The organism is Bacillus sp. FSL R5-0397 (assembly GCF_038593395.1).
GTDB classification, from domain to species: Bacteria; Bacillota; Bacilli; order Bacillales; family Bacillaceae; genus Bacillus; species Bacillus altitudinis.
Window position 1 is genome coordinate 893,217 of the sequence record NZ_CP151992.1, and the last position, 20,784, is coordinate 914,000.

Consider the following 20,784-nt stretch of genomic DNA (forward strand, 5'->3'; position numbering starts at 1 on the left):
TTAATTCGAGTTTTTATAAAAAAATCCTATGATACATCATAGGTAGTCAGTCAAACGCTGACGAAAAACAAAACTTCGGTTTTGTACTTTTTCGGAGAGTTTGATCCTGGCTCAGGACGAACGCTGGCGGCGTGCCTAATACATGCAAGTCGAGCGGACAGAAGGGAGCTTGCTCCCGGATGTTAGCGGCGGACGGGTGAGTAACACGTGGGTAACCTGCCTGTAAGACTGGGATAACTCCGGGAAACCGGAGCTAATACCGGATAGTTCCTTGAACCGCATGGTTCAAGGATGAAAGACGGTTTCGGCTGTCACTTACAGATGGACCCGCGGCGCATTAGCTAGTTGGTGAGGTAACGGCTCACCAAGGCGACGATGCGTAGCCGACCTGAGAGGGTGATCGGCCACACTGGGACTGAGACACGGCCCAGACTCCTACGGGAGGCAGCAGTAGGGAATCTTCCGCAATGGACGAAAGTCTGACGGAGCAACGCCGCGTGAGTGATGAAGGTTTTCGGATCGTAAAGCTCTGTTGTTAGGGAAGAACAAGTGCAAGAGTAACTGCTTGCACCTTGACGGTACCTAACCAGAAAGCCACGGCTAACTACGTGCCAGCAGCCGCGGTAATACGTAGGTGGCAAGCGTTGTCCGGAATTATTGGGCGTAAAGGGCTCGCAGGCGGTTTCTTAAGTCTGATGTGAAAGCCCCCGGCTCAACCGGGGAGGGTCATTGGAAACTGGGAAACTTGAGTGCAGAAGAGGAGAGTGGAATTCCACGTGTAGCGGTGAAATGCGTAGAGATGTGGAGGAACACCAGTGGCGAAGGCGACTCTCTGGTCTGTAACTGACGCTGAGGAGCGAAAGCGTGGGGAGCGAACAGGATTAGATACCCTGGTAGTCCACGCCGTAAACGATGAGTGCTAAGTGTTAGGGGGTTTCCGCCCCTTAGTGCTGCAGCTAACGCATTAAGCACTCCGCCTGGGGAGTACGGTCGCAAGACTGAAACTCAAAGGAATTGACGGGGGCCCGCACAAGCGGTGGAGCATGTGGTTTAATTCGAAGCAACGCGAAGAACCTTACCAGGTCTTGACATCCTCTGACAACCCTAGAGATAGGGCTTTCCCTTCGGGGACAGAGTGACAGGTGGTGCATGGTTGTCGTCAGCTCGTGTCGTGAGATGTTGGGTTAAGTCCCGCAACGAGCGCAACCCTTGATCTTAGTTGCCAGCATTTAGTTGGGCACTCTAAGGTGACTGCCGGTGACAAACCGGAGGAAGGTGGGGATGACGTCAAATCATCATGCCCCTTATGACCTGGGCTACACACGTGCTACAATGGACAGAACAAAGGGCTGCGAGACCGCAAGGTTTAGCCAATCCCACAAATCTGTTCTCAGTTCGGATCGCAGTCTGCAACTCGACTGCGTGAAGCTGGAATCGCTAGTAATCGCGGATCAGCATGCCGCGGTGAATACGTTCCCGGGCCTTGTACACACCGCCCGTCACACCACGAGAGTTTGCAACACCCGAAGTCGGTGAGGTAACCTTTATGGAGCCAGCCGCCGAAGGTGGGGCAGATGATTGGGGTGAAGTCGTAACAAGGTAGCCGTATCGGAAGGTGCGGCTGGATCACCTCCTTTCTAAGGATATATGGAGCAGCGTACGTTTTTCGTCTTGTTTAGTTTTGAAGGATCATTCCTTCAAACATGTCTCTAGCGAGACAGGATTGTTCTTTGAAAACTAGATAACAATAAGTAATACATTCACATTGAATGCAATGCAAAGTTCATCACACATAGTGATTCTTTCTAAAGTAAGAAATGGTTAAGTTAGAAAGGGCGCACGGTGGATGCCTTGGCACTAGGAGCCGATGAAGGACGGGACGAACACCGATATGCTTCGGGGAGCTGTAAGCAAGCTTTGATCCGGAGATTTCCGAATGGGGAAACCCACTGCTCGTAATGGAGTAGTATCCATACTTGAATACATAGAGTATGAGAAGGCATACCCGGGGAACTGAAACATCTAAGTACCCGGAGGAAGAGAAAGCAAATGCGATTCCCTGAGTAGCGGCGAGCGAAACGGGAACAGCCCAAACCAAGAGGCTTGCCTCTTGGGGTTGTAGGACACTCTATACGGAGTTACAAAGGAACGATATAAGCGAAGAGGTCTGGAAAGGCCCGCCAAAGAAGGTAACAGCCCTGTAACTGAAATGTTGTTCTCTCCAGAGTGGATCCTGAGTACGGCGGAACACGTGAAATTCCGTCGGAATCCGGGAGGACCATCTCCCAAGGCTAAATACTCCCTAGTGACCGATAGTGAACCAGTACCGTGAGGGAAAGGTGAAAAGCACCCCGGAAGGGGAGTGAAATAGATCCTGAAACCGTGTGCCTACAAGTAGTCAGAGCCCGTTAACGGGTGATGGCGTGCCTTTTGTAGAATGAACCGGCGAGTTACGATCCCGTGCAAGGTTAAGCAGAAGATGCGGAGCCGCAGCGAAAGCGAGTCTGAATAGGGCGCATGAGTACGTGGTCGTAGACCCGAAACCAGGTGATCTACCCATGTCCAGGGTGAAGTTCAGGTAACACTGAATGGAGGCCCGAACCCACGCACGTTGAAAAGTGCGGGGATGAGGTGTGGGTAGGGGTGAAATGCCAATCGAACCTGGAGATAGCTGGTTCTCTCCGAAATAGCTTTAGGGCTAGCCTCAAGGTAAGAGTCTCGGAGGTAGAGCACTGATTGGACTAGGGGCCCCTACCGGGTTACCGAATTCAGTCAAACTCCGAATGCCGATGACTTATCCTTGGGAGTCAGACTGCGAGTGATAAGATCCGTAGTCGAAAGGGAAACAGCCCAGACCGCCAGCTAAGGTCCCAAAGTATACGTTAAGTGGAAAAGGATGTGGAGTTGCTTAGACAACCAGGATGTTGGCTTAGAAGCAGCCACCATTTAAAGAGTGCGTAATAGCTCACTGGTCGAGTGACTCTGCGCCGAAAATGTACCGGGGCTAAACGTATCACCGAAGCTGCGGACTGTTCTTACGAACAGTGGTAGGAGAGCGTTCTAAGTGCAGTGAAGTCAGACCGGAAGGACTGGTGGAGCGCTTAGAAGTGAGAATGCCGGTATGAGTAGCGAAAGACGGGTGAGAATCCCGTCCACCGAATGCCTAAGGTTTCCTGAGGAAGGCTCGTCCGCTCAGGGTTAGTCGGGACCTAAGCCGAGGCCGAAAGGCGTAGGCGATGGACAACAGGTTGATATTCCTGTACCACCTCCTCACCATTTGAGCAATGGGGGGACGCAGGAGGATAGGGTAAGCGCGGTATTGGATATCCGCGTCCAAGCAGTTAGGCTGGGAAATAGGCAAATCCGTTTCCCGTGAAGGCTGAGCTGTGATGGCGAGCGAAATTTAGTAGCGAAGTTCCTGATTCCACACTGCCAAGAAAAGCCTCTAGCGAGGTGAGAGGTGCCCGTACCGCAAACCGACACAGGTAGGCGAGGAGAGAATCCTAAGGTGATCGAGAGAACTCTCGTTAAGGAACTCGGCAAAATGACCCCGTAACTTCGGGAGAAGGGGTGCTTCTTAGGGTGTTAAAGCCCCGAGAAGCCGCAGTGAATAGGCCCAGGCGACTGTTTAGCAAAAACACAGGTCTCTGCGAAGCCGTAAGGCGAAGTATAGGGGCTGACGCCTGCCCGGTGCTGGAAGGTTAAGAGGAGCGCTTAGCGTAAGCGAAGGTGCGAATTGAAGCCCCAGTAAACGGCGGCCGTAACTATAACGGTCCTAAGGTAGCGAAATTCCTTGTCGGGTAAGTTCCGACCCGCACGAAAGGCGCAACGATCTGGGCACTGTCTCAACGAGAGACTCGGTGAAATTATAGTACCTGTGAAGATGCAGGTTACCCGCGACAGGACGGAAAGACCCCGTGGAGCTTTACTGCAGCCTGATATTGAATGTTGGTACAGCTTGTACAGGATAGGTAGGAGCCTTGGAAACCGGAGCGCTAGCTTCGGTGGAGGCATCGGTGGGATACTACCCTGGCTGTATTGACCTTCTAACCCGCTGCCCTTATCGGGCAGGGAGACAGTGTCAGGTGGGCAGTTTGACTGGGGCGGTCGCCTCCTAAAATGTAACGGAGGCGCCCAAAGGTTCCCTCAGAATGGTTGGAAATCATTCGCAGAGTGTAAAGGCACAAGGGAGCTTGACTGCGAGACCTACAAGTCGAGCAGGGACGAAAGTCGGGCTTAGTGATCCGGTGGTTCCGCATGGAAGGGCCATCGCTCAACGGATAAAAGCTACCCCGGGGATAACAGGCTTATCTCCCCCAAGAGTCCACATCGACGGGGAGGTTTGGCACCTCGATGTCGGCTCATCGCATCCTGGGGCTGTAGTCGGTCCCAAGGGTTGGGCTGTTCGCCCATTAAAGCGGTACGCGAGCTGGGTTCAGAACGTCGTGAGACAGTTCGGTCCCTATCCGTCGCGGGCGCAGGAAATTTGAGAGGAGCTGTCCTTAGTACGAGAGGACCGGGATGGACGCACCGCTGGTGTACCAGTTGTTCTGCCAAGGGCATCGCTGGGTAGCTATGTGCGGACGGGATAAGTGCTGAAAGCATCTAAGCATGAAGCCCCCCTCAAGATGAGATTTCCCATTCCGCAAGGAAGTAAGATCCCTGAAAGATGATCAGGTTGATAGGTCTGAGGTGGAAGCGTGGTGACACGTGGAGCTGACAGATACTAATAGATCGAGGACTTAACCTATATTCTAATGTGAAAAATGAACATTGTTATCTAGTTTTGAGAGAACATTTTTCAAAAATCTCTTGATTTATTTGTAATACATAGTATAATATCTTTTGTCACTAAATTGTCTGGTGATGATGGCGAAGAGGTCACACCCGTTCCCATACCGAACACGGAAGTTAAGCTCTTCAGCGCCGATGGTAGTTGGGGGTTTCCCCCTGTGAGAGTAGGACATCGCCAGGCTTTCTTCATTCCGCAGTAGCTCAGTGGTAGAGCTATCGGCTGTTAACCGATCGGTCGTAGGTTCGAATCCTACCTGCGGAGCCAATTTGGAGAGCTGTCCGAGTGGCCGAAGGAGCACGATTGGAAATCGTGTAGGCGGTAACCCCGTCTCAAGGGTTCGAATCCCTTGCTCTCCGCCACAATTTACATAATAAAGGGCCCGTTGGTCAAGCGGTTAAGACACCGCCCTTTCACGGCGGTAACACGGGTTCGAATCCCGTACGGGTCACCATTTTTATAGAAATACATACCAGCATTTTATTCGGAGGATTAGCTCAGCTGGGAGAGCATCTGCCTTACAAGCAGAGGGTCGGCGGTTCGAGCCCGTCATCCTCCACCATATCTTTTATATCGTCGCGGGGTGGAGCAGTTCGGTAGCTCGTCGGGCTCATAACCCGAAGGTCGCAGGTTCAAATCCTGCCCCCGCAACCAAATTTATCTTTATTGGTCCGGTAGTTCAGTTGGTTAGAATGCCTGCCTGTCACGCAGGAGGTCGCGGGTTCGAGTCCCGTCCGGACCGCCATTTTTTAAAAAGAATACTTGGCTCGGTAGCTCAGTTGGTAGAGCAACGGACTGAAAATCCGTGTGTCGGCGGTTCGATTCCGTCCCGAGCCACCACTATTTGCCGGTGTAGCTCAATTGGTAGAGCAACTGACTTGTAATCAGTAGGTTGGGGGTTCAAGTCCTCTTGCCGGCACTGTTTTTCAAATGTGGAGGGGTAGCGAAGTGGCTAAACGCGGCGGACTGTAAATCCGCTCCCTCCGGGTTCGGCGGTTCGAATCCGCCCCCCTCCACCATTTTTATTTTCATAGGGGCATAGTTTAACGGTAGAACAGAGGTCTCCAAAACCTCCGGTGTGGGTTCGATTCCTACTGCCCCTGCCAATTATATGATTTATAACATCTATGGCGGTTGTGGCGAAGTGGTTAACGCACCAGATTGTGGCTCTGGCACTCGTGGGTTCGATTCCCATCAATCGCCCCATTTTATTATTGGGCTATAGCCAAGCGGTAAGGCAACGGACTTTGACTCCGTCATGCGTTGGTTCGAATCCAGCTAGCCCAGTTGATATGCGGAAGTAGTTCAGTGGTAGAACACCACCTTGCCAAGGTGGGGGTCGCGGGTTCGAATCCCGTCTTCCGCTCCAATTATGGCGGCATAGCCAAGTGGTAAGGCAGAGGTCTGCAAAACCTTTATCCCCGGTTCAAATCCGGGTGTCGCCTTTTTTGAAAAGACTGCCGGGGTGGTGGAATTGGCAGACACACAGGACTTAAAATCCTGCGGTAGGTGACTACCGTGCCGGTTCAAGTCCGGCCCTCGGCACCATTTTTTATTTATTATAAGTTGCGCTCTTTAATGATCATGCCGGTGTGGCGGAATTGGCAGACGCGCACGACTCAAAATCGTGTTCCTCACGGAGTGCCGGTTCGACCCCGGCCACCGGTATCTATATCATCGGTAGTAAATACGATGAAATCAACGTTTCTTACACTTTGTAAGGAACGTTTTTTATTTATCTTCAATACGATTCTTATAAAAATATCGTGTACGTACCTGTCATTAAACAAGAATGTTAAAGGAGGGACATATATTTGGAGATAAGGTTTGCTAATTTATCAGATACATCGATAATACATGATTTAATGATAAAGGCATTTATGGAGTATAAGGACGAAGTGCCACCTTCAAGTGCTTTGGAGGAAACTGTGCAATCCGTTTTAATTGCCTTAAAAGAAGGAGAGAGGAGTTTAATTTGTTATATTGATAATCAGCCAGTTGGAATGGTTCGCTTTAAAATAAAAGAAGATAGTTTATATTTTTATAGACTATCAGTAATTCCAGAAATGCAGGGTCATGGTATTGCCAAAAAATTATTAAGTTTTTTAGAAAATTATGCAGTACAAGAAGAATTAACTAGTATATTTTGCAAAGTTCGTATGACCGTGATTAGAAACATAAAATTGTATAGTTCAGTGGGGTATAGCATCTACGATGAGGAAGTTGTACATAAGCCAAATGGTTTAAGTATAAAAATTGTTTCAATGATGAAAAAACTTGGTTAAAAAATTATCGATTGGAGGGTAAATTTCATGCATTTGATATGTGAAAGTGAAAAAATAGAAGATTATTTGCTTGAATTAAACCAAGTCAGTCATACTAATCCTATTATTAGGTCTAATGCAGATGAACTTTTTATTCCGGCTCAAACTGAAATTGAAAAGACAAAACTTGCTTATGAGTATGTTCGTGATGAAATATCTCATTCTTGGGATATACAAGGGAAACGAGTAACATGTAATGCATCGGATGTATTAGTGTATAAGAAGGAATATGCTATGCAAAATCTAATTTGTTAGCATCTTTATTTTAAGAAATGTTGAATAAATAGCATAATACCAATGGTTCAAGGGTTCAGACGTTCAAGTACGACTCAAAATCGTGTTCCTCTGGAGTGTCGGTTCGACCCCTGCCACTGTATCTAGTTTAAGATATTCTTTATTATCGTCAATTACAGAAGAATTAAAGAATATTAACGTTTAAAACGTCTTTCTACAAATTGTAGGAGGGCTTTTTTTATTTGTTGTTTAGCTGATTTTTCACACGAAAAAATTACTTCAAATTGTGTTCAAAGGAGATTAACTTTTACTTTATTGATGGTTACCTTATGATTAAACTAAAGGGGCAGGACAATTGAAGATGGATTGGATCAATTGTACATAGGAGGTGTTGTCATGATTACGGTTAAAAATGCTGAAAGTTATCTTAAAGATAGCATCGGTGAAGAGACCGATGAGATAAAAAAGGTTTGGGAAACATTTAAGGCTTTTTCAAAGGAGACCGTTGAGGGCGAAGAAGATAAAGAAATTTTATTTCAGTGTGGTGTCTATGATTTTACGGGAGAGGAACTATTTCATCTTGATTTTGTACGTCAGTTTACAATTTATGAAGAAGATGATTATTCTCACATGGAACAACTGCACTGTGAATTTTTATTTAAACCAACAAGTGAGTTAAAAAAGTTAAAGGTGGTAGAAGAATGGTCAATGGATTATGACGATATAGATCATTTTTTTAATCATATTGAAAGTATTCCTGAGTTTAAAATTCCATTGACTTTAAAGCCGATAAAATCAGCAATATATCAAGAAGAACTTTAATTCTTATTTCATTAACGGCTGCTTTACTTTCAGAGGGTATACCTTGCCTTTTTGGAATCATTTATCATGGAGTGTCGGTTCGACTCCGGCCACCGGTATCTATTAATATTAAAAGTTTCATGATCGGTTTTTACCGTGAACCCAACGTTTCACCCTCGTGGAGAAACGTTTTTTTGTGGTTTAAATGAGTTATTTAGATGAAAATAGAATCCTATTAGAATAGAATGGCATGTACTACTTTTAACAGAATAAACTTTAGATGATTTGCAACATTTGGTAAGATACATTTAACCATATAAGGAATCAAAATGGATTAGCGCATTCACATAAAACAGTGAATTACCTTTGTGTAACTAAATGAATATTTGTGGGTACATACACATCTTTAGCTGGCATCATCATTGTGACCCAGTTTGGGGGAGAATTTATGAAAAAACAAAATGATCATGAAGAGTTATTGACAGGTGGAAATGTCTCCAACGTATATCGTTCGGGAGATACGGTTCGCAGAGAGGTAAAGTCAGACAATATGAATATACAAAAGCTGCTAAAGCATTTAGAAAAAAATGATTTCTCCTATGCTCCAAAGTTTTTAGGGGTTGATGAAAAAGGTAGAGAGATCTTGTCCTTCATTGAAGGTGTGGCCGGTCAAGATCCCTTAAAAGAATACATGTGCTCTCACAATGCTTTGAAAGAAATAGCGAGAATGCTTAGACTGTATCATGATGCTGTTAGTGATTTTCCCATTTCAGACGATTGGGAACGAATGGACAATACCCCTAACAACATAGAGGTTGTGTGCCATAATGATTTTGCGATGTACAACATCATTTTCAAAAATAAAAAGCCAGTGGGAATCATTGATTTTGATGTAGCCGCCCCTGGTCCAAGGCTTTGGGATATTGCATATACTCTCTATACTTGTGTCCCTCTCAGTAGGTTTTTTCGTACTGAAACAGGGGAGGTCGTAAATTATCATTCGTTAGAGCATGCAGCCCATATAAAGTATAGAGTCAAACTGTTTTTTGAAGCTTATGGTGAGGAAATACCAGAAGATTATGTGGACATGGTGTTGCTGCGTTTAGAAGGTTTATGTCAATACATGAAGCGAAAAGCGAATGAAGGGGATAGAGCTTTTCAAAAAATGATTCATGACGGGCACCTTGAACATTATCAAAAAGACATACAATTCATTCATGAACACAGAAAAGAATGGATTTGAGGATGCCAAGGGTTTTATAAAAGAAAAAGGACAAACTCATCTTTTTACTAGTTTCATGTGGATGTTACAATTGGTTATAATAGTTCAATAGAATGAAGGTAAAGAGGCGGAGTTGTTATCTTGCAAATGAAGACGATATTACAGACTATGATTGAAGATGAGCGATCACATGATTATCCGCTTTTTAGACAGTACTGTGTAAGGAAAGAACAGGGTCTGCGTAAAGATGCGTTAAAGGTTCTTCAGTCTTTTGTTGAAGAGATGAATAAGAACGAATTTACAGCACGGCGTTCATTTGTTGCTTGGCTGTTTGATTACATTGAACGTTTTGAGGATGGTCATCATTTGCTTGTGTATCCATTGGTACATGGGGTGATCCATCCTGTTCTTCGAGAGTGGGAAAATATTGATCCAATGGATGTGAGACCGTATCGCTGGCAAGGCTTGTTTGTGCATCAGGGGGAAGAGCTGCCCTATTTATTGAAGGCACTAGAGATGGGAGGCAGCAAAGAGCAGCGAGTGATTGTTCAAATTTGCGAAACCTATTTCTCGGCTTTGTGGTATTCGTTTCATCATATACATGAAGATCTTTATTTAAGCACCTATGAGAAAGATCATGAGCGAATTCAAGGGATTCAAGATGTCATGAAACTGATCGAAGATAAAAATGTTCAAAGCAATGTTGAAAAACTAGCAGTCTACTATAACCAGCTTTTATCGGACTGGAAGGAATTTCAGCAGACGCAGACAAGAGGTTTTGTGAAATGGTGTGCGGATCGTAAGAAGCCCTATGAGTGGGTACAGACATTTTACTATCACCAATAGTTGTTTTTCATAAGAAAAAGGCAGGGATCAACCCTGCCTTTTTTATTTATGCCATATTCTTTCTATTTCTACATGGTCTGGTTTAAAATATTTCAGGATGTAGACATCTGGATTGCTTAGTTGTTCCCACTCCTTGAATCCAATTGCAGGATCGGCGTGTTTTAGAAGCAGGCTCATAATATTGCCATGAGTGGCGAATAAAGTATGATCTCTTCCTGATTTTATTTGTTCATAGAGTGCCTCTACAATACGATTCATCGCTTCTAGGCTCGACTCTCCGCCTTCACAGGTCATATGCAAGTCCGAAAAACTGAGCTTTAGTTTTTCATACCAATCCTTCATTGGTTGACTGCTTAACCTACGTTCAGAGAGACGCTTATCCATTTGTACCTTGATCTGTTTGGCATGAGCAAGGGGCTCAACGGTTTGAATCGCTCGTTTATAAGGACTTGAGATGATGTGGTTGAGCTGAATGCCGGAAAAAAACTGTGCGAGTTCATGCGATTGTGTGATGCCTTGAGGCGTTAAAGACGCATCCTCGGATTGTCCATCTGCTTGACAGTGTCTGACGAAATAACATGTCTTCATAGGGGGGACACCTTCCTCTAAGTATAAAAAAATCATCCAATATTGGATGAGGGTTCACGAAAGTTTAGGTTCTATTTGTTCGTGTCTGCTTCTTTGTATGGATCTATCAGTTTTGAGGTTAGGTCTAAGTTGAACAAAAAATCATCTATGGTGTCTGTGCCAAAGGGAAGGGTGGAAAAATTAATTGGGATGCTGTCTTCTTGCGTATCTGAAGTAATTGGCTGTTTGTGCTGCTTTTTTCTCCAGTTCTTAAACAAGCGCATGTGAGGCCCCCTTTTCTAAAAAAAGATGGATTTATACATAATATACGGGGAGAGTTGTCCGAGCGTCAATTGTTTTCTTCAAAAGGATTTATTACATTTGTACGGAAAGAGCCACAGCTAAGTGCGGATCTTTCCGTGTTTTGACATGGCACGGTGTATGGCTTGTTGTACCTTTCGTTCGCATCTGATGTTGTATGGTTTCTTATGGAGTTTACTCGTCTTAAATTGACCAATTACACGGCGGACTCCTTGATCATAAATGATCAGCTCTCTGCTCGTTTGATCACTTAATAACGCTTGAAACCAGCTGTATTTTTTTAGCTGTGCTGCATTTCGTGATATATCATCTTCATCTACCTGTAAAAAAGGGATATACAGAGCAAGATTGAAGATGTCTAAAATGAATCCCATATTACCGGCCCCCTTCATATCGTTTATTACGATTAGAAAGGGGAATGGTTCCATACAGTTGATTTTAAAAACAATCCCAGTGCATGAACCATTCTTTATTGTCTTTGTCGTAATAGAAATACATCGTGCCGTTATCACCAATCATGAACCGAGGTTTTTCTTCTGAGGCGATTTGTAGCATGAATTCTCCTGACATCTGGTGGGGAGGAGATTGGATGTAAGCTCCGTATCCACCGATTTTTGTGAACGAGTAGTTTGAGTAATGCTCGAAGAAATGATCTGTCGCTTCTTCACTTTCATTAACCTCTGATAAGTCAACGTATGACCAAGCTTCCTCCCAGCATGGATAATCCGGTTGTTCCCCTTCGAGCCACTTTATCTGGAAAGGTTTAATTCCTTTCACGTCTTCAGGGGTCTCAGCGATTTCTAATCCTTCCATTGATGAATATTCAATGAGTTTCCAGCCATCACCGTTTTTGGCGATATCGATCGGAAGGGTTTTCTTGTTGATGAAAATTTGAATCATCTTACATTCATCAAAGCCGTTCATTCCCCCTGGTACTTCGGGTAAATACATTTGTAAAATGGGAATCATAGCTCCATCTTGATCTGCCGGCCACCCTTTATCACGTTGGATGAAAAAATGACCAGCAAACCAGCTGTACTTAGAAGGATCAGGGCGAAACCCGCCTATTTTGGCTACAATAGGTGTTTTTCCTAGTTGATTTAATTCGTCAAAAGCTTTGATCTTCATTTATCCATCCCCCATTCTTTAGCCAGCAATGTGTGCATCTTGAAACGTTCCATTCATATTGCCAGAGACAATGATGACATGTCCCCAAAATAAATCTCCGTCATGATAGTAGGCTTCGAATTCTCCATTTGGATAAGCATGGAGGCTTTCAAGAGAGATGCGGCTGATAAATTGATCCGGTGTGATCTCTTCTGAATTTTCAGCGGAGTCGTCTTGTTCCTGCCAATCTTTTGCTAGTTCAATTAGCTGATTTGCTGCATATGACTTCATGGAGGCATCCCATGTTGTCTGCTCTTCTACGAGTTGTCTAGCCGTTTTCAGAGAGTCATTCATTTCTTCCTCTTCTTCAAGATTGAAGTAAAGAAGGCACTCCTCATTGCCCCACTGCATGGTTGTTTCAAATAAGTCTAGTCCTTTCACTAATTCAAAGGTACCCAGCTTGTCATCGTGGTAAAAGATAGGTTGTTGAGCTTCTTCTAATATTTCTTGAAGTTCCTTATCTTCAGTATCTGTATCAACAAGTGAAACGAGCATAAATTCACCTTCACCTTTACGTACTTGAAGTGTGACGATAGATTCTTTATGTAATTGCGCTTGTTTGTCTCGTAATCCCTTTTTATCTGTTAACCAGCACAGTCTCACTTTTTCGGTTATGATGCGGTCTTTTTCCTTCCATGCAATGAGCGGGATTGAAGCAGTCCAAAGAGTCTCTTTTCCTGCTTTTCCTGCGCCGACTCCAGAAGGTCCTGTAACAGCCACGATGTCTATCACTTCTTCTGAGAATCTTTGTTCAAATATGTTGATTTGTTTGTTTGATTTCATAGGATGTCCCCCAGCTTGATTTATTTGATGGAGCTATACCTTTATCACACCTTACATTGGTAGGGGAAATCAAGCTTTTTTTACTTAAAACTGTTTTTAGGTTTGTGGCAGCAGAGAGGATACATGGATTGTAGGAGGTTGAGTCACAATAAAAAAGCAAATCGGTTCGGATTTTGTATAAATTTGGCTAATTGAGTCGAAAAGCCTAGGTGATTCTTCCTTTTCTTTATAATTACTTTGACACGATTAGATGAAAAAAGTAAAGTAGTACTGAGTGATTTACAAAACCTTCATCATTCTCTGAAACATGAAGCGGCAGTAAATTTAATGTAAATGGATATTTTTCCTTTTATTTACTCGTATTTTTTTTGAAACTTATGATGCTTCTTATTCGTTATATTAAAGGAGCACATGTAACCTGCGGAGAAAAGAGCATCGGAATGCTTGGTGCAGAAGATTTACATTTGCAAAATCAATGTAAATTTTTTATGATTTCATTTATATCAGATCGAAAATAAGAAAGAAGAGGTTTTATGAAAAAAATATTTGCGAACAAATATAGCTTTTTTGTTTTGGCTGTCCTTTTATTTTGGGCAAAATCGTACACAGCCTACAAAATGGACTTTAATTTAGGAGTGAAGGGATCTTTTCAAGAGGGTCTTCTCTTATTAAATCCATTTAGTTCAGCCATCGTGTTTTTAGGACTTGCTCTCTTTTTGAAGGGGCGTAAATCGGCCATTGTTTTAATTGTCATTGATTTTATTATGACCGCACTTTTATATGCGAATGTAGCGTACTATCGTTTCTTTGATGATTTTTTAACATTCCCGACAATGAAACAAGCCGGTAATCTTGGGGGAGGTATGACCGGCGGTGTGTTAGCAAGTATTAAGCCGCATGACCTTTTGTACTTCCTTGATATCATCATTTTAATTGCCATTGTCATTTGGAGACCAGAAGTGAAGAAGTTCCAAATGAAAAAAACTTTCGCACTGCTGATTGTGGCTGCAGGTGTTGGACTGTTCTTCGTTAACCTACACTTAGCTGAAAAAGATCGTCCAGAATTATTGACGAGAACATTTGATCATAAGTATATTGTGAAATATTTAGGTGTTTATAACTATGCGATTTATGACGGCGTGCAAACCGCACAAAATGCAACGCAGGTAGCAAATGCGAGTAGTGATGATTTAACGGATGTCGTGAACTATACGACCTCTCACTATGCGAAACCAAATGCAGAATACTTTGGTCAAGCAAAAGGAAAAAACATCATCAAAATCCATTTAGAAAGCTTCCAGTCATTTTTAATTGACTACAAGTTAAATGGAGAAGAAGTGACGCCGTTTTTAAACAAACTAGCTCATGGAAAAGAAGATTTTACGTATTTTGATAACTTCTTCCACCAGACTGGTCAAGGGAAGACTTCTGATGCTGAGCTCATGATGGATAATAGTATGTTTGGCTTGCCAGAGGGTGCAGCGTTTGTGACAAAAGGTGAAAATACCTTCCAATCACTTCCTGCCATCTTAGATCAAAAAGCAGGCTATACGAGTGCAGTGCTTCACGGGGATTATAAATCTTTCTGGAACCGTGACACGATTTATAAACATATGGGAATTGATCAATTCTTCGATGCATCTTATTACAACATGGATGAAGAAAACCTTGTAAACATGGGTCTGAAGGATAAACCATTCTTTAAAGAATCAATCCCAATGTTAGAATCAATGAAAAAGCCATTTTATGCACACTTAATGACATTGACCAACCATTATCCATTTAATTTAGATGAGAAAGATGCGACAATCGCTAAGGCAACAACTGGCGATAAAACAGTGGATAATTATTTCCAAACAGCGAGATACTTGGATGAGTCATTAGAACAATTCTTTAAGGACTTGAAAAAATCGGGTCTGTATAAAGACTCAGTGATTCTATTATATGGTGACCATAACGGTATTTCTGAGAACCATAACCGTGCAATGAGTGAGATTCAAGGGAAAGAAATTACGCCATATCAAAATGCACAAAATCAGCGTGTACCGCTCATGATTCGTATCCCTGGGAAACAAGGCGGCGTGAATCATACGTATGGCGGTGAAGTAGACGTGATGCCAACGCTTCTTCACTTACAAGGTATTGATTCAAATGAGTACGTGAATTTTGGAACAGATTTATTCTCTAAGAAGCATGATCAAACTGTTGCATTCCGTAACGGAAACTATGTGACACCAAAATATACCCTTGTAGATAATACGGTCTACGATACAAAAACGGGTAAAGTGGTGAAACAAAACAAAAAGACAGAAGCGATTAAAGCCCGTGTTGATAATCAGTTAAGCCTGTCAGATAAAGTACTGTACAGGGATCTTCTTCGATTCCATAAGCTATCTGATTTTAAACCAGTGAATCCATCTGATTATTTCTATGGTAAAACAAACAAAGAGACAGAAGAGGATTCTTCTGCTAACTAACTGAGTTTTGGGCAAGCACAGAAAGGTGCTTGCCTTTTTCTCTCTTACAGCTTGATTTGTTGGCAAAATATGTTTATATTTAGGGAGAAACAAGCGTGGCGTCAGCGGTCAGCTGGCGATAACTCATTTTGTCCTAGGGGATTTCAGGAGGAGCTTATGACAACAAATACAAAAACACAAAAAAAGAAATCAGAATTATGGGGCTGGATCAAAGCCATCTTAATCGCATTTATTGCTGTTTTTATCATTCGTAACTTTTTATTCGCACCGTATATTGTGAAGGGGACTTCTATGGAACCAACACTGCATGATACAGAGCGGGTGTTTGTGAATAAAACAGTCGATTACTTCGGCGATTATAAACGCGGACAGATCATTGTTCTTGATGGGGAAGACCGCAGTACTCACTATGTGAAACGATTGATTGGTTTACCTGGTGATAAAATCGAAATGAAAAATGACCAGCTATATGTGAACGGTCAAAAAGTGGCGGAGCCTTATTTAGCATCAAACAAAAAGAAAGCTGCCGCAGATGGCACCTTGTTGACACCTGATTTTGGTCCTCTTACAGTCCCTAAAGGAAAGTACTTTGTCATGGGTGACAATCGCCAAAACTCAATGGACAGTCGCAATGGTTTAGGTCTTTTTACAAAGAGTGACATTCAAGGGACAACATCATTCGTGTTTTATCCCTTCCAAGATATTCGCTTAATCAATCACTAATCAATAAGAAAAAGCACACAGGCGTGTGCTTTTTTTGTTTGGTTAAGACTGGCTTTTTGAAATCGCCTGTTCTAGATCTGCCAGAATATCTTCAATCGCTTCTGTTCCAACAGATAAACGAATAAGTTCTGGTGTCACCCCTGTGGCTTTTTGCTCTGCTTCACTTAATTGCTGATGCGTTGTGCTGGCAGGGTGGATGATGAGTGACTTAGAGTCGCCTACGTTTGCAAGATGTGAGAAAAGCTGAACCGAATCAATGAGTTTTTTTCCTGCGTCTTTGCCACCTTTAATGCCGAATGTGAGGATGGCACCTTGTCCTTTTGGTAAATAAGTTTGAGCCAGCTCAAAGGATTCATGGCCTTCAAGACCTGGATAGCTGACCCATTCTACAAGAGGATGATCTTGTAAAAATTGTGCTGTCTTCAATGCATTTTCACTGTGGCGTTTAAGACGTAGATGCAAGGTTTCTAAGCCTTGCAAGAGTAAAAATGAGTTGAATGGTGATAATGCCGCCCCTAGATCACGTAAGAGCTGTACACGTGCCTTTGTGATATAAGCCGCTTCCCCAATTGCTTCCGTATACGTCAGGCCATGATAGCTTGGGTCTGGTTCAGTCAGTCCTTTGAACTTATCGCTATCACCCCAAGGAAACTTGCCGCTGTCGACGATGACTCCGCCAATGGATGTGCCGTGGCCGCCGATGAATTTCGTCGCTGAATGGACGACAATGTCTGCGCCAAATTCAATCGGTCTTAACAAATAAGGGCTGGCAAGTGTATTATCCACAATTAGAGGGATGTGGTGCTTGTGTGCAATGGCTGATACGGCTTCAATATGTAAAATGTCGCCTTTTGGATTTCCGATGCTCTCTGCATACACTGCTTTTGTTTTATCTGTAATGGCTGCTTCAAGTTCTTCAAGGTTTGAGGAATCCACAAACTTTACTGTTATTCCAAGCTTTTTCAAGGTATGCGCAAATAAATTATATGTGCCGCCATACAGACTGCTGGAGGATACGATTTCGTCACCAGCTCCTGCAATGTTTAAAATGGAGTAAGTGGTCGCTGCTTGTCCTGAGGAGACAGCAAGTGCACCAATTCCACCTTCAAGCTCAGCGATCCGTTTTTCAAACACATCATTTGTCGGGTTCATAATACGTGAATAAATATTACCGGGTTCCTGAAGTCCAAATAAATTCGCCGCATGCTCACTATCTCTAAAACCGAAAGAGCTTGTTTGGTAAATAGGTACAGCTCTTGAATAGGTGGCTGAGTCCAGTTCTTGACCTGCGTGAATTGCTTTTGTTTCTAAACGAAATTGAAGTTCTTCTGACATGTGTGTATCCTCCTTTTGTTAGATAAAACCAACTACTTTAATAAGAAATATTTAATAAGACTATAAATCTTGTTTACTGCCCGGTCAATCATTTTTTAGATAAATCTGAAAAAACAATAAATATAGTTGACATGTCGGAATAGTATGTATTAACATAAGCATACTGAAAATACCAACAAGAATCGCTGATCGGTCAACCGAAGGCTCGTTCACTCAGGCATGAGTGAAGGGCCTTTTTTTATTTTAATCAGGAGGGAAGCTGAAGATGGAGAAAAAGAAAAAACGAAAAAAATACAGAAAACATTTGGATATCACATTAGACATTTTGATTGAGCGGAACAAATATGAGATTTACAGCAATCAAGAACGAATAGAAGAAATTTACGATCGTATTGATGAAAAGCATACAAGGTCGAAATAACCATTTTATAAAATATAGTTGATTTATAGGAATAATATGATTTAGGATGGTGCTAACAACTCAATATGAATAGCTGATCGGACAACACGAAGGCTCTTATCTCTCTTTTGGGATAAGGGCCTTTCTGTGTATCTATCTGATGACAAGAGGAGTGAACTTGCAATGACTATTTCCATTGATATTGTGGATAAGTCTTTTTGGAAAGACAAACAAACCATTCAAGTGCTTGAAAACGTAAGGCTCACCATCGTTCCTGGTGAATTCGTGACGGTGATTGGTCCGAGCGGATGCGGGAAAAGTACATTGCTGAAGATGATTGGAGGCCTTGATACAGATTATGATGGGCAGATCGTGATAGGAGAAAGGCGTGTGGTAGAACCAGGAATGAAACAGGGCTTTATCTTTCAAGAGCATCGCTTGTTTCCATGGCTGACGGTCGAAGAAAATATCGCTGCCAATTTCAATTTAAAACAGGCGTCTGTTCGCCGCAAAGTGGATGAATTAATTGAAATTGTTCGGTTAAAAGGTTTTGAACACGCCTATCCACATGAGCTTTCAGGCGGGATGTCACAACGTGTTGCTATTGCAAGAGCACTCCTGCGTGATCCGGAGATTTTATTGCTTGATGAACCTTTTGGTGCGCTAGATGCATTTACACGGAAACACTTACAGGATGTACTGCTGGATATTTGGCAGGAGAAAAGAACAACGATGGTGCTTGTCACTCATGATATTGACGAATCCATTTATTTAGCCAATGAAATTGTGCTGTTACAAGCAAGACCCGGTCGAATTCATAAAATCCTTCCCGTGAACTTACCATTCCCGCGGAATAGAACGTCAACAGCTTTTCAGAGCTTAAGACAAAAGGTGCTTTCAGAATTTGAGAAAACAGATGAGCTGTTACTGACGAATGGCTCAGGAATTTAAGGAGGTCAAATTGAATGAAAAGGCAAAAAAGGATCGTTCTCTTTCTGGGTATCCTCCTTGTATTAGCTGGGTGTGGTCAAGCAGCGAATGGATCAGAAGACAAGCCGAAAGAGATTCGGATTGGGATTCAGCAAAGTCTAAGCCCACTTCTTTTAGCAAAGGAAAAAGGGTGGTTTGAGCAATCATTTGAAAAAGAAGGTGTGAAAGTCAAGTGGGTGGAGTTCCAAAGTGGTCCTCCCCAATTCGAAGGACTCGCCGCCAATCAATTAGATTTTTCACAGGTTGGTAATTCACCTGTTATAGCTGGTCAGGCAGCAGGTATTGATTTTAAGGAAATTGGTTTATCTCAGGATGGGTTAAAGGCGAATGGAATTTTAGTGAATAAGAACAGTGAGATTCAAAAAGTAGAAGATTTAAAAGGAAAAAAAATCGCCGTTGCCAAAGGAAGCAGTGGTTTTGACTTTTTATACAAAGTATTAGATCAGGCTGGTTTATCTGCAAAGGATGTTCAGATCATTCAGCTTCAGCCGGATGAGGCAATATCTGCGTTTGAAAATGGATCAGTTGATGCTTGGTCGATCTGGGAGCCGTTCTTATCACTTGAAACGATAGAAAAGGGAGCAAAGCTACTGGTTAATGGAGAAGCGACCGATTTATATTCACCTGGATTCACACTTGTCAGATCCAAGTTTGCCGATGAGTACCCTGAACTAGTGGTGCAATTTTTAAAAGTATATGACAAAGCGGTGAAATGGCAGAAAGACCATCAACAGGAAGCCATTACACTTTATGCTCGTTTGAAACAATTAGATCAGAAGGTGGTGACACAAGTATTAAACAATACAGAGCCGCTCAATGAGCCCATTTCTAAGAAGATCATAAACGCTCAGCAGCATACAGCTGATTTTCAATATCAAACAAAGGCGATTCAGCGGAAGATTGATGTCAATCAGGTGGTAGATAATTCGTTTATTGAAAAAATGCTGAAAGAGGAGAAGAGTTGATGAAAGCTGCATCTAACCCAGCCCTTGTGACTAAAACTGAGCGAATGAAGAAAAAAAGGAGAAAAGCTTCATCCTTCATCATGTTAAAAGGATTTGTATTACCTGCTTTACTCATTGCGATTTGGCAGGGAGCTGCTGCTTCCCAAATCGTTTCTTCTACTGTACTACCTGCACCCACTGTCATTGCGGAATCTTTTCGTGAGTTGATTCGTTCCGGTGAGCTGTTTGGCCATCTTTACATCAGTCTCTACAGAGCAATATGCGGGTTTTTACTTGGGGGAGGTTTAGGACTTGCGATGGGTCTGTGTGTCGGTTTTTCTAGGAAAACCGAGCAGTATGTAGATCCGACCTTGCAAATGCTGAGAACAGTTCCTCATTTAGCGGTGACTCCTTTATTTATTCTTTGGTTTGGTTTTGATGAATCAGCGAAAATTTTATTGATTGCACTTGGGGCTTTTTTTCCGATCTATATCAATACTTTTCTAGGAATTCGCAGTGTAGATAACAAGCTTTTCGATGTGGCTCGCGCTTTAGAGTTTAATCTGTATCAAAATATCACAAAGCTCATTTTACCTGCTGCCCTTCCTCATATTCTTCTGGGCGTGAGGCTTTCATTAGGCATTGCCTGGCTTGGTTTAGTGGTGGCTGAATTGATGGGGTCGAGTAGTGGAGTCGGCTACATGATTATGGATGCAAGACAATTCTCGCAAACGGATAAAGTGTTTGTAGGGATTATCATCTTTGCGGTAGTTGGTAAGATGACTGATTCATTTGTACGGCTGTTAGAAAAGCGATTGCTCAAATGGCGCATAAGTTATCAAGGTGAAAAATAATAGG

General features: G+C 42.9%; 17 protein-coding genes, 16 tRNA genes and 3 rRNA genes. 30 read left to right on the forward strand and 6 right to left on the reverse strand.

The genetic code is table 11. The annotated features are described in order from the left end of the window. The first annotated feature begins 88 nt into the window (after positions 1–88). From NSQ70_RS04380 to NSQ70_RS04495, 24 genes are all read left to right on the forward strand, one after another. Positions 89–1,637, forward strand: a 16S ribosomal RNA gene (locus tag NSQ70_RS04380). Positions 1,638–1,819: 182 nt separating this feature from the next. Further along, a 23S ribosomal RNA gene (locus NSQ70_RS04385) occupies positions 1,820–4,750 on the forward strand. Positions 4,751–4,859: 109 nt separating this feature from the next. Beyond that, positions 4,860–4,975 (forward strand): 5S ribosomal RNA (gene rrf, locus NSQ70_RS04390). Together the 16S, 23S and 5S rRNA genes with 16 tRNA genes alongside form the textbook arrangement of a ribosomal RNA operon. Before the next feature lie 9 nt (positions 4,976–4,984). Beyond that, positions 4,985–5,059 (forward strand) — tRNA-Asn (locus tag NSQ70_RS04395). A 4-nt stretch (positions 5,060–5,063) separates the two neighbouring features. Continuing rightward, positions 5,064–5,154 (forward strand) — tRNA-Ser (locus tag NSQ70_RS04400). A gap of 17 nt (positions 5,155–5,171) precedes the next feature. Continuing rightward, a tRNA-Glu gene (locus NSQ70_RS04405) sits at positions 5,172–5,246 on the forward strand. Between the two features lie 32 nt (positions 5,247–5,278). Beyond that, a tRNA-Val gene (locus NSQ70_RS04410) sits at positions 5,279–5,354 on the forward strand. A gap of 15 nt (positions 5,355–5,369) precedes the next feature. Continuing rightward, positions 5,370–5,446 (forward strand) — tRNA-Met (locus NSQ70_RS04415). A gap of 14 nt (positions 5,447–5,460) precedes the next feature. Next, positions 5,461–5,537, forward strand: a tRNA-Asp gene (locus tag NSQ70_RS04420). A 19-nt stretch (positions 5,538–5,556) separates the two neighbouring features. Further along, positions 5,557–5,632 (forward strand) — tRNA-Phe (locus tag NSQ70_RS04425). A 6-nt stretch (positions 5,633–5,638) separates the two neighbouring features. Next, positions 5,639–5,711, forward strand: a tRNA-Thr gene (locus NSQ70_RS04430). Between the two features lie 15 nt (positions 5,712–5,726). Further along, positions 5,727–5,811 (forward strand) — tRNA-Tyr (locus tag NSQ70_RS04435). Between the two features lie 13 nt (positions 5,812–5,824). Further along, a tRNA-Trp gene (locus tag NSQ70_RS04440) sits at positions 5,825–5,898 on the forward strand. Positions 5,899–5,922: 24 nt separating this feature from the next. Continuing rightward, positions 5,923–5,998, forward strand: a tRNA-His gene (locus NSQ70_RS04445). A gap of 9 nt (positions 5,999–6,007) precedes the next feature. Continuing rightward, a tRNA-Gln gene (locus NSQ70_RS04450) sits at positions 6,008–6,079 on the forward strand. A 7-nt stretch (positions 6,080–6,086) separates the two neighbouring features. After that, positions 6,087–6,161, forward strand: a tRNA-Gly gene (locus NSQ70_RS04455). Between the two features lie 5 nt (positions 6,162–6,166). Next, positions 6,167–6,237 (forward strand) — tRNA-Cys (locus NSQ70_RS04460). A 14-nt stretch (positions 6,238–6,251) separates the two neighbouring features. Beyond that, positions 6,252–6,340 (forward strand) — tRNA-Leu (locus tag NSQ70_RS04465). 38 nt (positions 6,341–6,378) lie between these two features. Further along, positions 6,379–6,460: transfer RNA gene (locus NSQ70_RS04470), tRNA-Leu, on the forward strand. A 146-nt stretch (positions 6,461–6,606) separates the two neighbouring features. After that, positions 6,607–7,077 carry a GNAT family N-acetyltransferase gene (locus NSQ70_RS04475; RefSeq protein WP_024719919.1) on the forward strand — a complete coding sequence of 157 codons (471 nt, stop codon included), beginning with the start codon at positions 6,607–6,609 and terminating at the stop codon, positions 7,075–7,077. A gap of 27 nt (positions 7,078–7,104) precedes the next feature. After that, the gene (locus NSQ70_RS04480; RefSeq protein WP_234784188.1) at positions 7,105–7,371 is read left to right on the forward strand and encodes a transglutaminase family protein; all 267 of its coding nucleotides are present in this window, start codon (positions 7,105–7,107) and stop codon (positions 7,369–7,371) included. 375 nt (positions 7,372–7,746) lie between these two features. Then, a complete protein-coding gene (locus tag NSQ70_RS04485) occupies positions 7,747–8,172 on the forward strand; it encodes a hypothetical protein (protein WP_342502484.1) in 426 nt (141 codons plus the stop codon). A 427-nt stretch (positions 8,173–8,599) separates the two neighbouring features. Further along, positions 8,600–9,394, forward strand: coding sequence for a phosphotransferase (locus tag NSQ70_RS04490; protein ID WP_342502485.1), 795 nt, complete (start codon positions 8,600–8,602; stop codon positions 9,392–9,394). 120 nt (positions 9,395–9,514) lie between these two features. Further along, positions 9,515–10,219, forward strand: a complete 705-nt coding sequence (locus NSQ70_RS04495) for a hypothetical protein (protein ID WP_058337552.1) — start codon at positions 9,515–9,517, stop codon at positions 10,217–10,219. A 42-nt stretch (positions 10,220–10,261) separates the two neighbouring features. Here NSQ70_RS04495 and NSQ70_RS04500 read toward each other — a convergent pair whose 3' ends face one another. The 5 genes from NSQ70_RS04500 to NSQ70_RS04520 form a co-directional block, all read right to left on the reverse strand. After that, complete coding sequence (locus NSQ70_RS04500; RefSeq protein WP_138278306.1) at positions 10,262–10,807, reverse strand: histidine phosphatase family protein; 546 nt, start codon at positions 10,805–10,807, stop codon at positions 10,262–10,264. 71 nt (positions 10,808–10,878) lie between these two features. Beyond that, complete coding sequence (locus NSQ70_RS04505; protein ID WP_024719924.1) at positions 10,879–11,070, reverse strand: hypothetical protein; 192 nt, start codon at positions 11,068–11,070, stop codon at positions 10,879–10,881. A gap of 117 nt (positions 11,071–11,187) precedes the next feature. Continuing rightward, positions 11,188–11,481 (reverse strand): hypothetical protein, encoded by a 294-nt coding sequence (locus tag NSQ70_RS04510; protein ID WP_024719925.1) that lies wholly within the window; start codon positions 11,479–11,481, stop codon positions 11,188–11,190. Positions 11,482–11,545: 64 nt separating this feature from the next. Next, on the reverse strand, positions 11,546–12,235 hold the full coding sequence (locus tag NSQ70_RS04515) for a DUF1963 domain-containing protein (protein ID WP_024719926.1): 690 nt from the start codon (positions 12,233–12,235) through the stop codon (positions 11,546–11,548). An 18-nt stretch (positions 12,236–12,253) separates the two neighbouring features. Further along, complete coding sequence (locus NSQ70_RS04520; RefSeq protein ID WP_327861856.1) at positions 12,254–13,057, reverse strand: DUF2262 domain-containing protein; 804 nt, start codon at positions 13,055–13,057, stop codon at positions 12,254–12,256. A gap of 533 nt (positions 13,058–13,590) precedes the next feature. Here NSQ70_RS04520 and NSQ70_RS04525 point away from each other — a divergent pair. Continuing rightward, positions 13,591–15,534, forward strand: a complete 1,944-nt coding sequence (locus NSQ70_RS04525) for an LTA synthase family protein (protein WP_178929966.1) — start codon at positions 13,591–13,593, stop codon at positions 15,532–15,534. A 156-nt stretch (positions 15,535–15,690) separates the two neighbouring features. Beyond that, on the forward strand, positions 15,691–16,257 hold the full coding sequence (gene lepB, locus NSQ70_RS04530) for a signal peptidase I (protein WP_039170157.1): 567 nt from the start codon (positions 15,691–15,693) through the stop codon (positions 16,255–16,257). A gap of 42 nt (positions 16,258–16,299) precedes the next feature. Here lepB and NSQ70_RS04535 read toward each other — a convergent pair whose 3' ends face one another. Next, a complete protein-coding gene (locus NSQ70_RS04535) occupies positions 16,300–17,592 on the reverse strand; it encodes a homocysteine synthase (protein ID WP_256689123.1) in 1,293 nt (430 codons plus the stop codon). Positions 17,593–17,857: 265 nt separating this feature from the next. Here NSQ70_RS04535 and NSQ70_RS04540 point away from each other — a divergent pair, with 265 nt between their 5' ends. From NSQ70_RS04540 to NSQ70_RS04555, 4 genes are all read left to right on the forward strand, one after another. Beyond that, positions 17,858–18,013 (forward strand): FbpB family small basic protein, encoded by a 156-nt coding sequence (locus NSQ70_RS04540; RefSeq protein WP_034647783.1) that lies wholly within the window; start codon positions 17,858–17,860, stop codon positions 18,011–18,013. Between the two features lie 162 nt (positions 18,014–18,175). Next, entirely contained in the window at positions 18,176–18,943 is a 768-nt protein-coding gene (locus NSQ70_RS04545; protein WP_041093312.1) for an ABC transporter ATP-binding protein, read from the forward strand. A 14-nt stretch (positions 18,944–18,957) separates the two neighbouring features. Beyond that, complete coding sequence (locus tag NSQ70_RS04550; protein WP_041093314.1) at positions 18,958–19,947, forward strand: aliphatic sulfonate ABC transporter substrate-binding protein; 990 nt, start codon at positions 18,958–18,960, stop codon at positions 19,945–19,947. Between the two features lie 44 nt (positions 19,948–19,991). After that, positions 19,992–20,780, forward strand: a complete 789-nt coding sequence (locus NSQ70_RS04555) for an ABC transporter permease (protein ID WP_256689341.1) — start codon at positions 19,992–19,994, stop codon at positions 20,778–20,780. Positions 20,781–20,784: the final 4 nt, after the last annotated feature.

Coding starts and splice junctions, on each gene's coding strand:
- NSQ70_RS04545 (WP_041093312.1), top strand. CDS start 18,176: ATGACTATTTCCATTGATATTGTGGATAAGTCTTTTTGGAAAGACAAA.
- NSQ70_RS04535 (WP_256689123.1), bottom strand. CDS start 17,592: ATGTCAGAAGAACTTCAATTTCGTTTAGAAACAAAAGCAATTCACGCA.
- NSQ70_RS04540 (WP_034647783.1), top strand. CDS start 17,858: ATGGAGAAAAAGAAAAAACGAAAAAAATACAGAAAACATTTGGATATC.
- NSQ70_RS04520 (WP_327861856.1), bottom strand. CDS start 13,057: ATGAAATCAAACAAACAAATCAACATATTTGAACAAAGATTCTCAGAA.
- NSQ70_RS04500 (WP_138278306.1), bottom strand. CDS start 10,807: ATGAAGACATGTTATTTCGTCAGACACTGTCAAGCAGATGGACAATCC.
- NSQ70_RS04550 (WP_041093314.1), top strand. CDS start 18,958: ATGAAAAGGCAAAAAAGGATCGTTCTCTTTCTGGGTATCCTCCTTGTA.
- NSQ70_RS04480 (WP_234784188.1), top strand. CDS start 7,105: ATGCATTTGATATGTGAAAGTGAAAAAATAGAAGATTATTTGCTTGAA.
- NSQ70_RS04510 (WP_024719925.1), bottom strand. CDS start 11,481: ATGGGATTCATTTTAGACATCTTCAATCTTGCTCTGTATATCCCTTTT.
- NSQ70_RS04490 (WP_342502485.1), top strand. CDS start 8,600: ATGAAAAAACAAAATGATCATGAAGAGTTATTGACAGGTGGAAATGTC.
- lepB (WP_039170157.1), top strand. CDS start 15,691: ATGACAACAAATACAAAAACACAAAAAAAGAAATCAGAATTATGGGGC.
- NSQ70_RS04485 (WP_342502484.1), top strand. CDS start 7,747: ATGATTACGGTTAAAAATGCTGAAAGTTATCTTAAAGATAGCATCGGT.
- NSQ70_RS04555 (WP_256689341.1), top strand. CDS start 19,992: ATGAAGAAAAAAAGGAGAAAAGCTTCATCCTTCATCATGTTAAAAGGA.
- NSQ70_RS04505 (WP_024719924.1), bottom strand. CDS start 11,070: ATGCGCTTGTTTAAGAACTGGAGAAAAAAGCAGCACAAACAGCCAATT.
- NSQ70_RS04525 (WP_178929966.1), top strand. CDS start 13,591: ATGAAAAAAATATTTGCGAACAAATATAGCTTTTTTGTTTTGGCTGTC.
- NSQ70_RS04515 (WP_024719926.1), bottom strand. CDS start 12,235: ATGAAGATCAAAGCTTTTGACGAATTAAATCAACTAGGAAAAACACCT.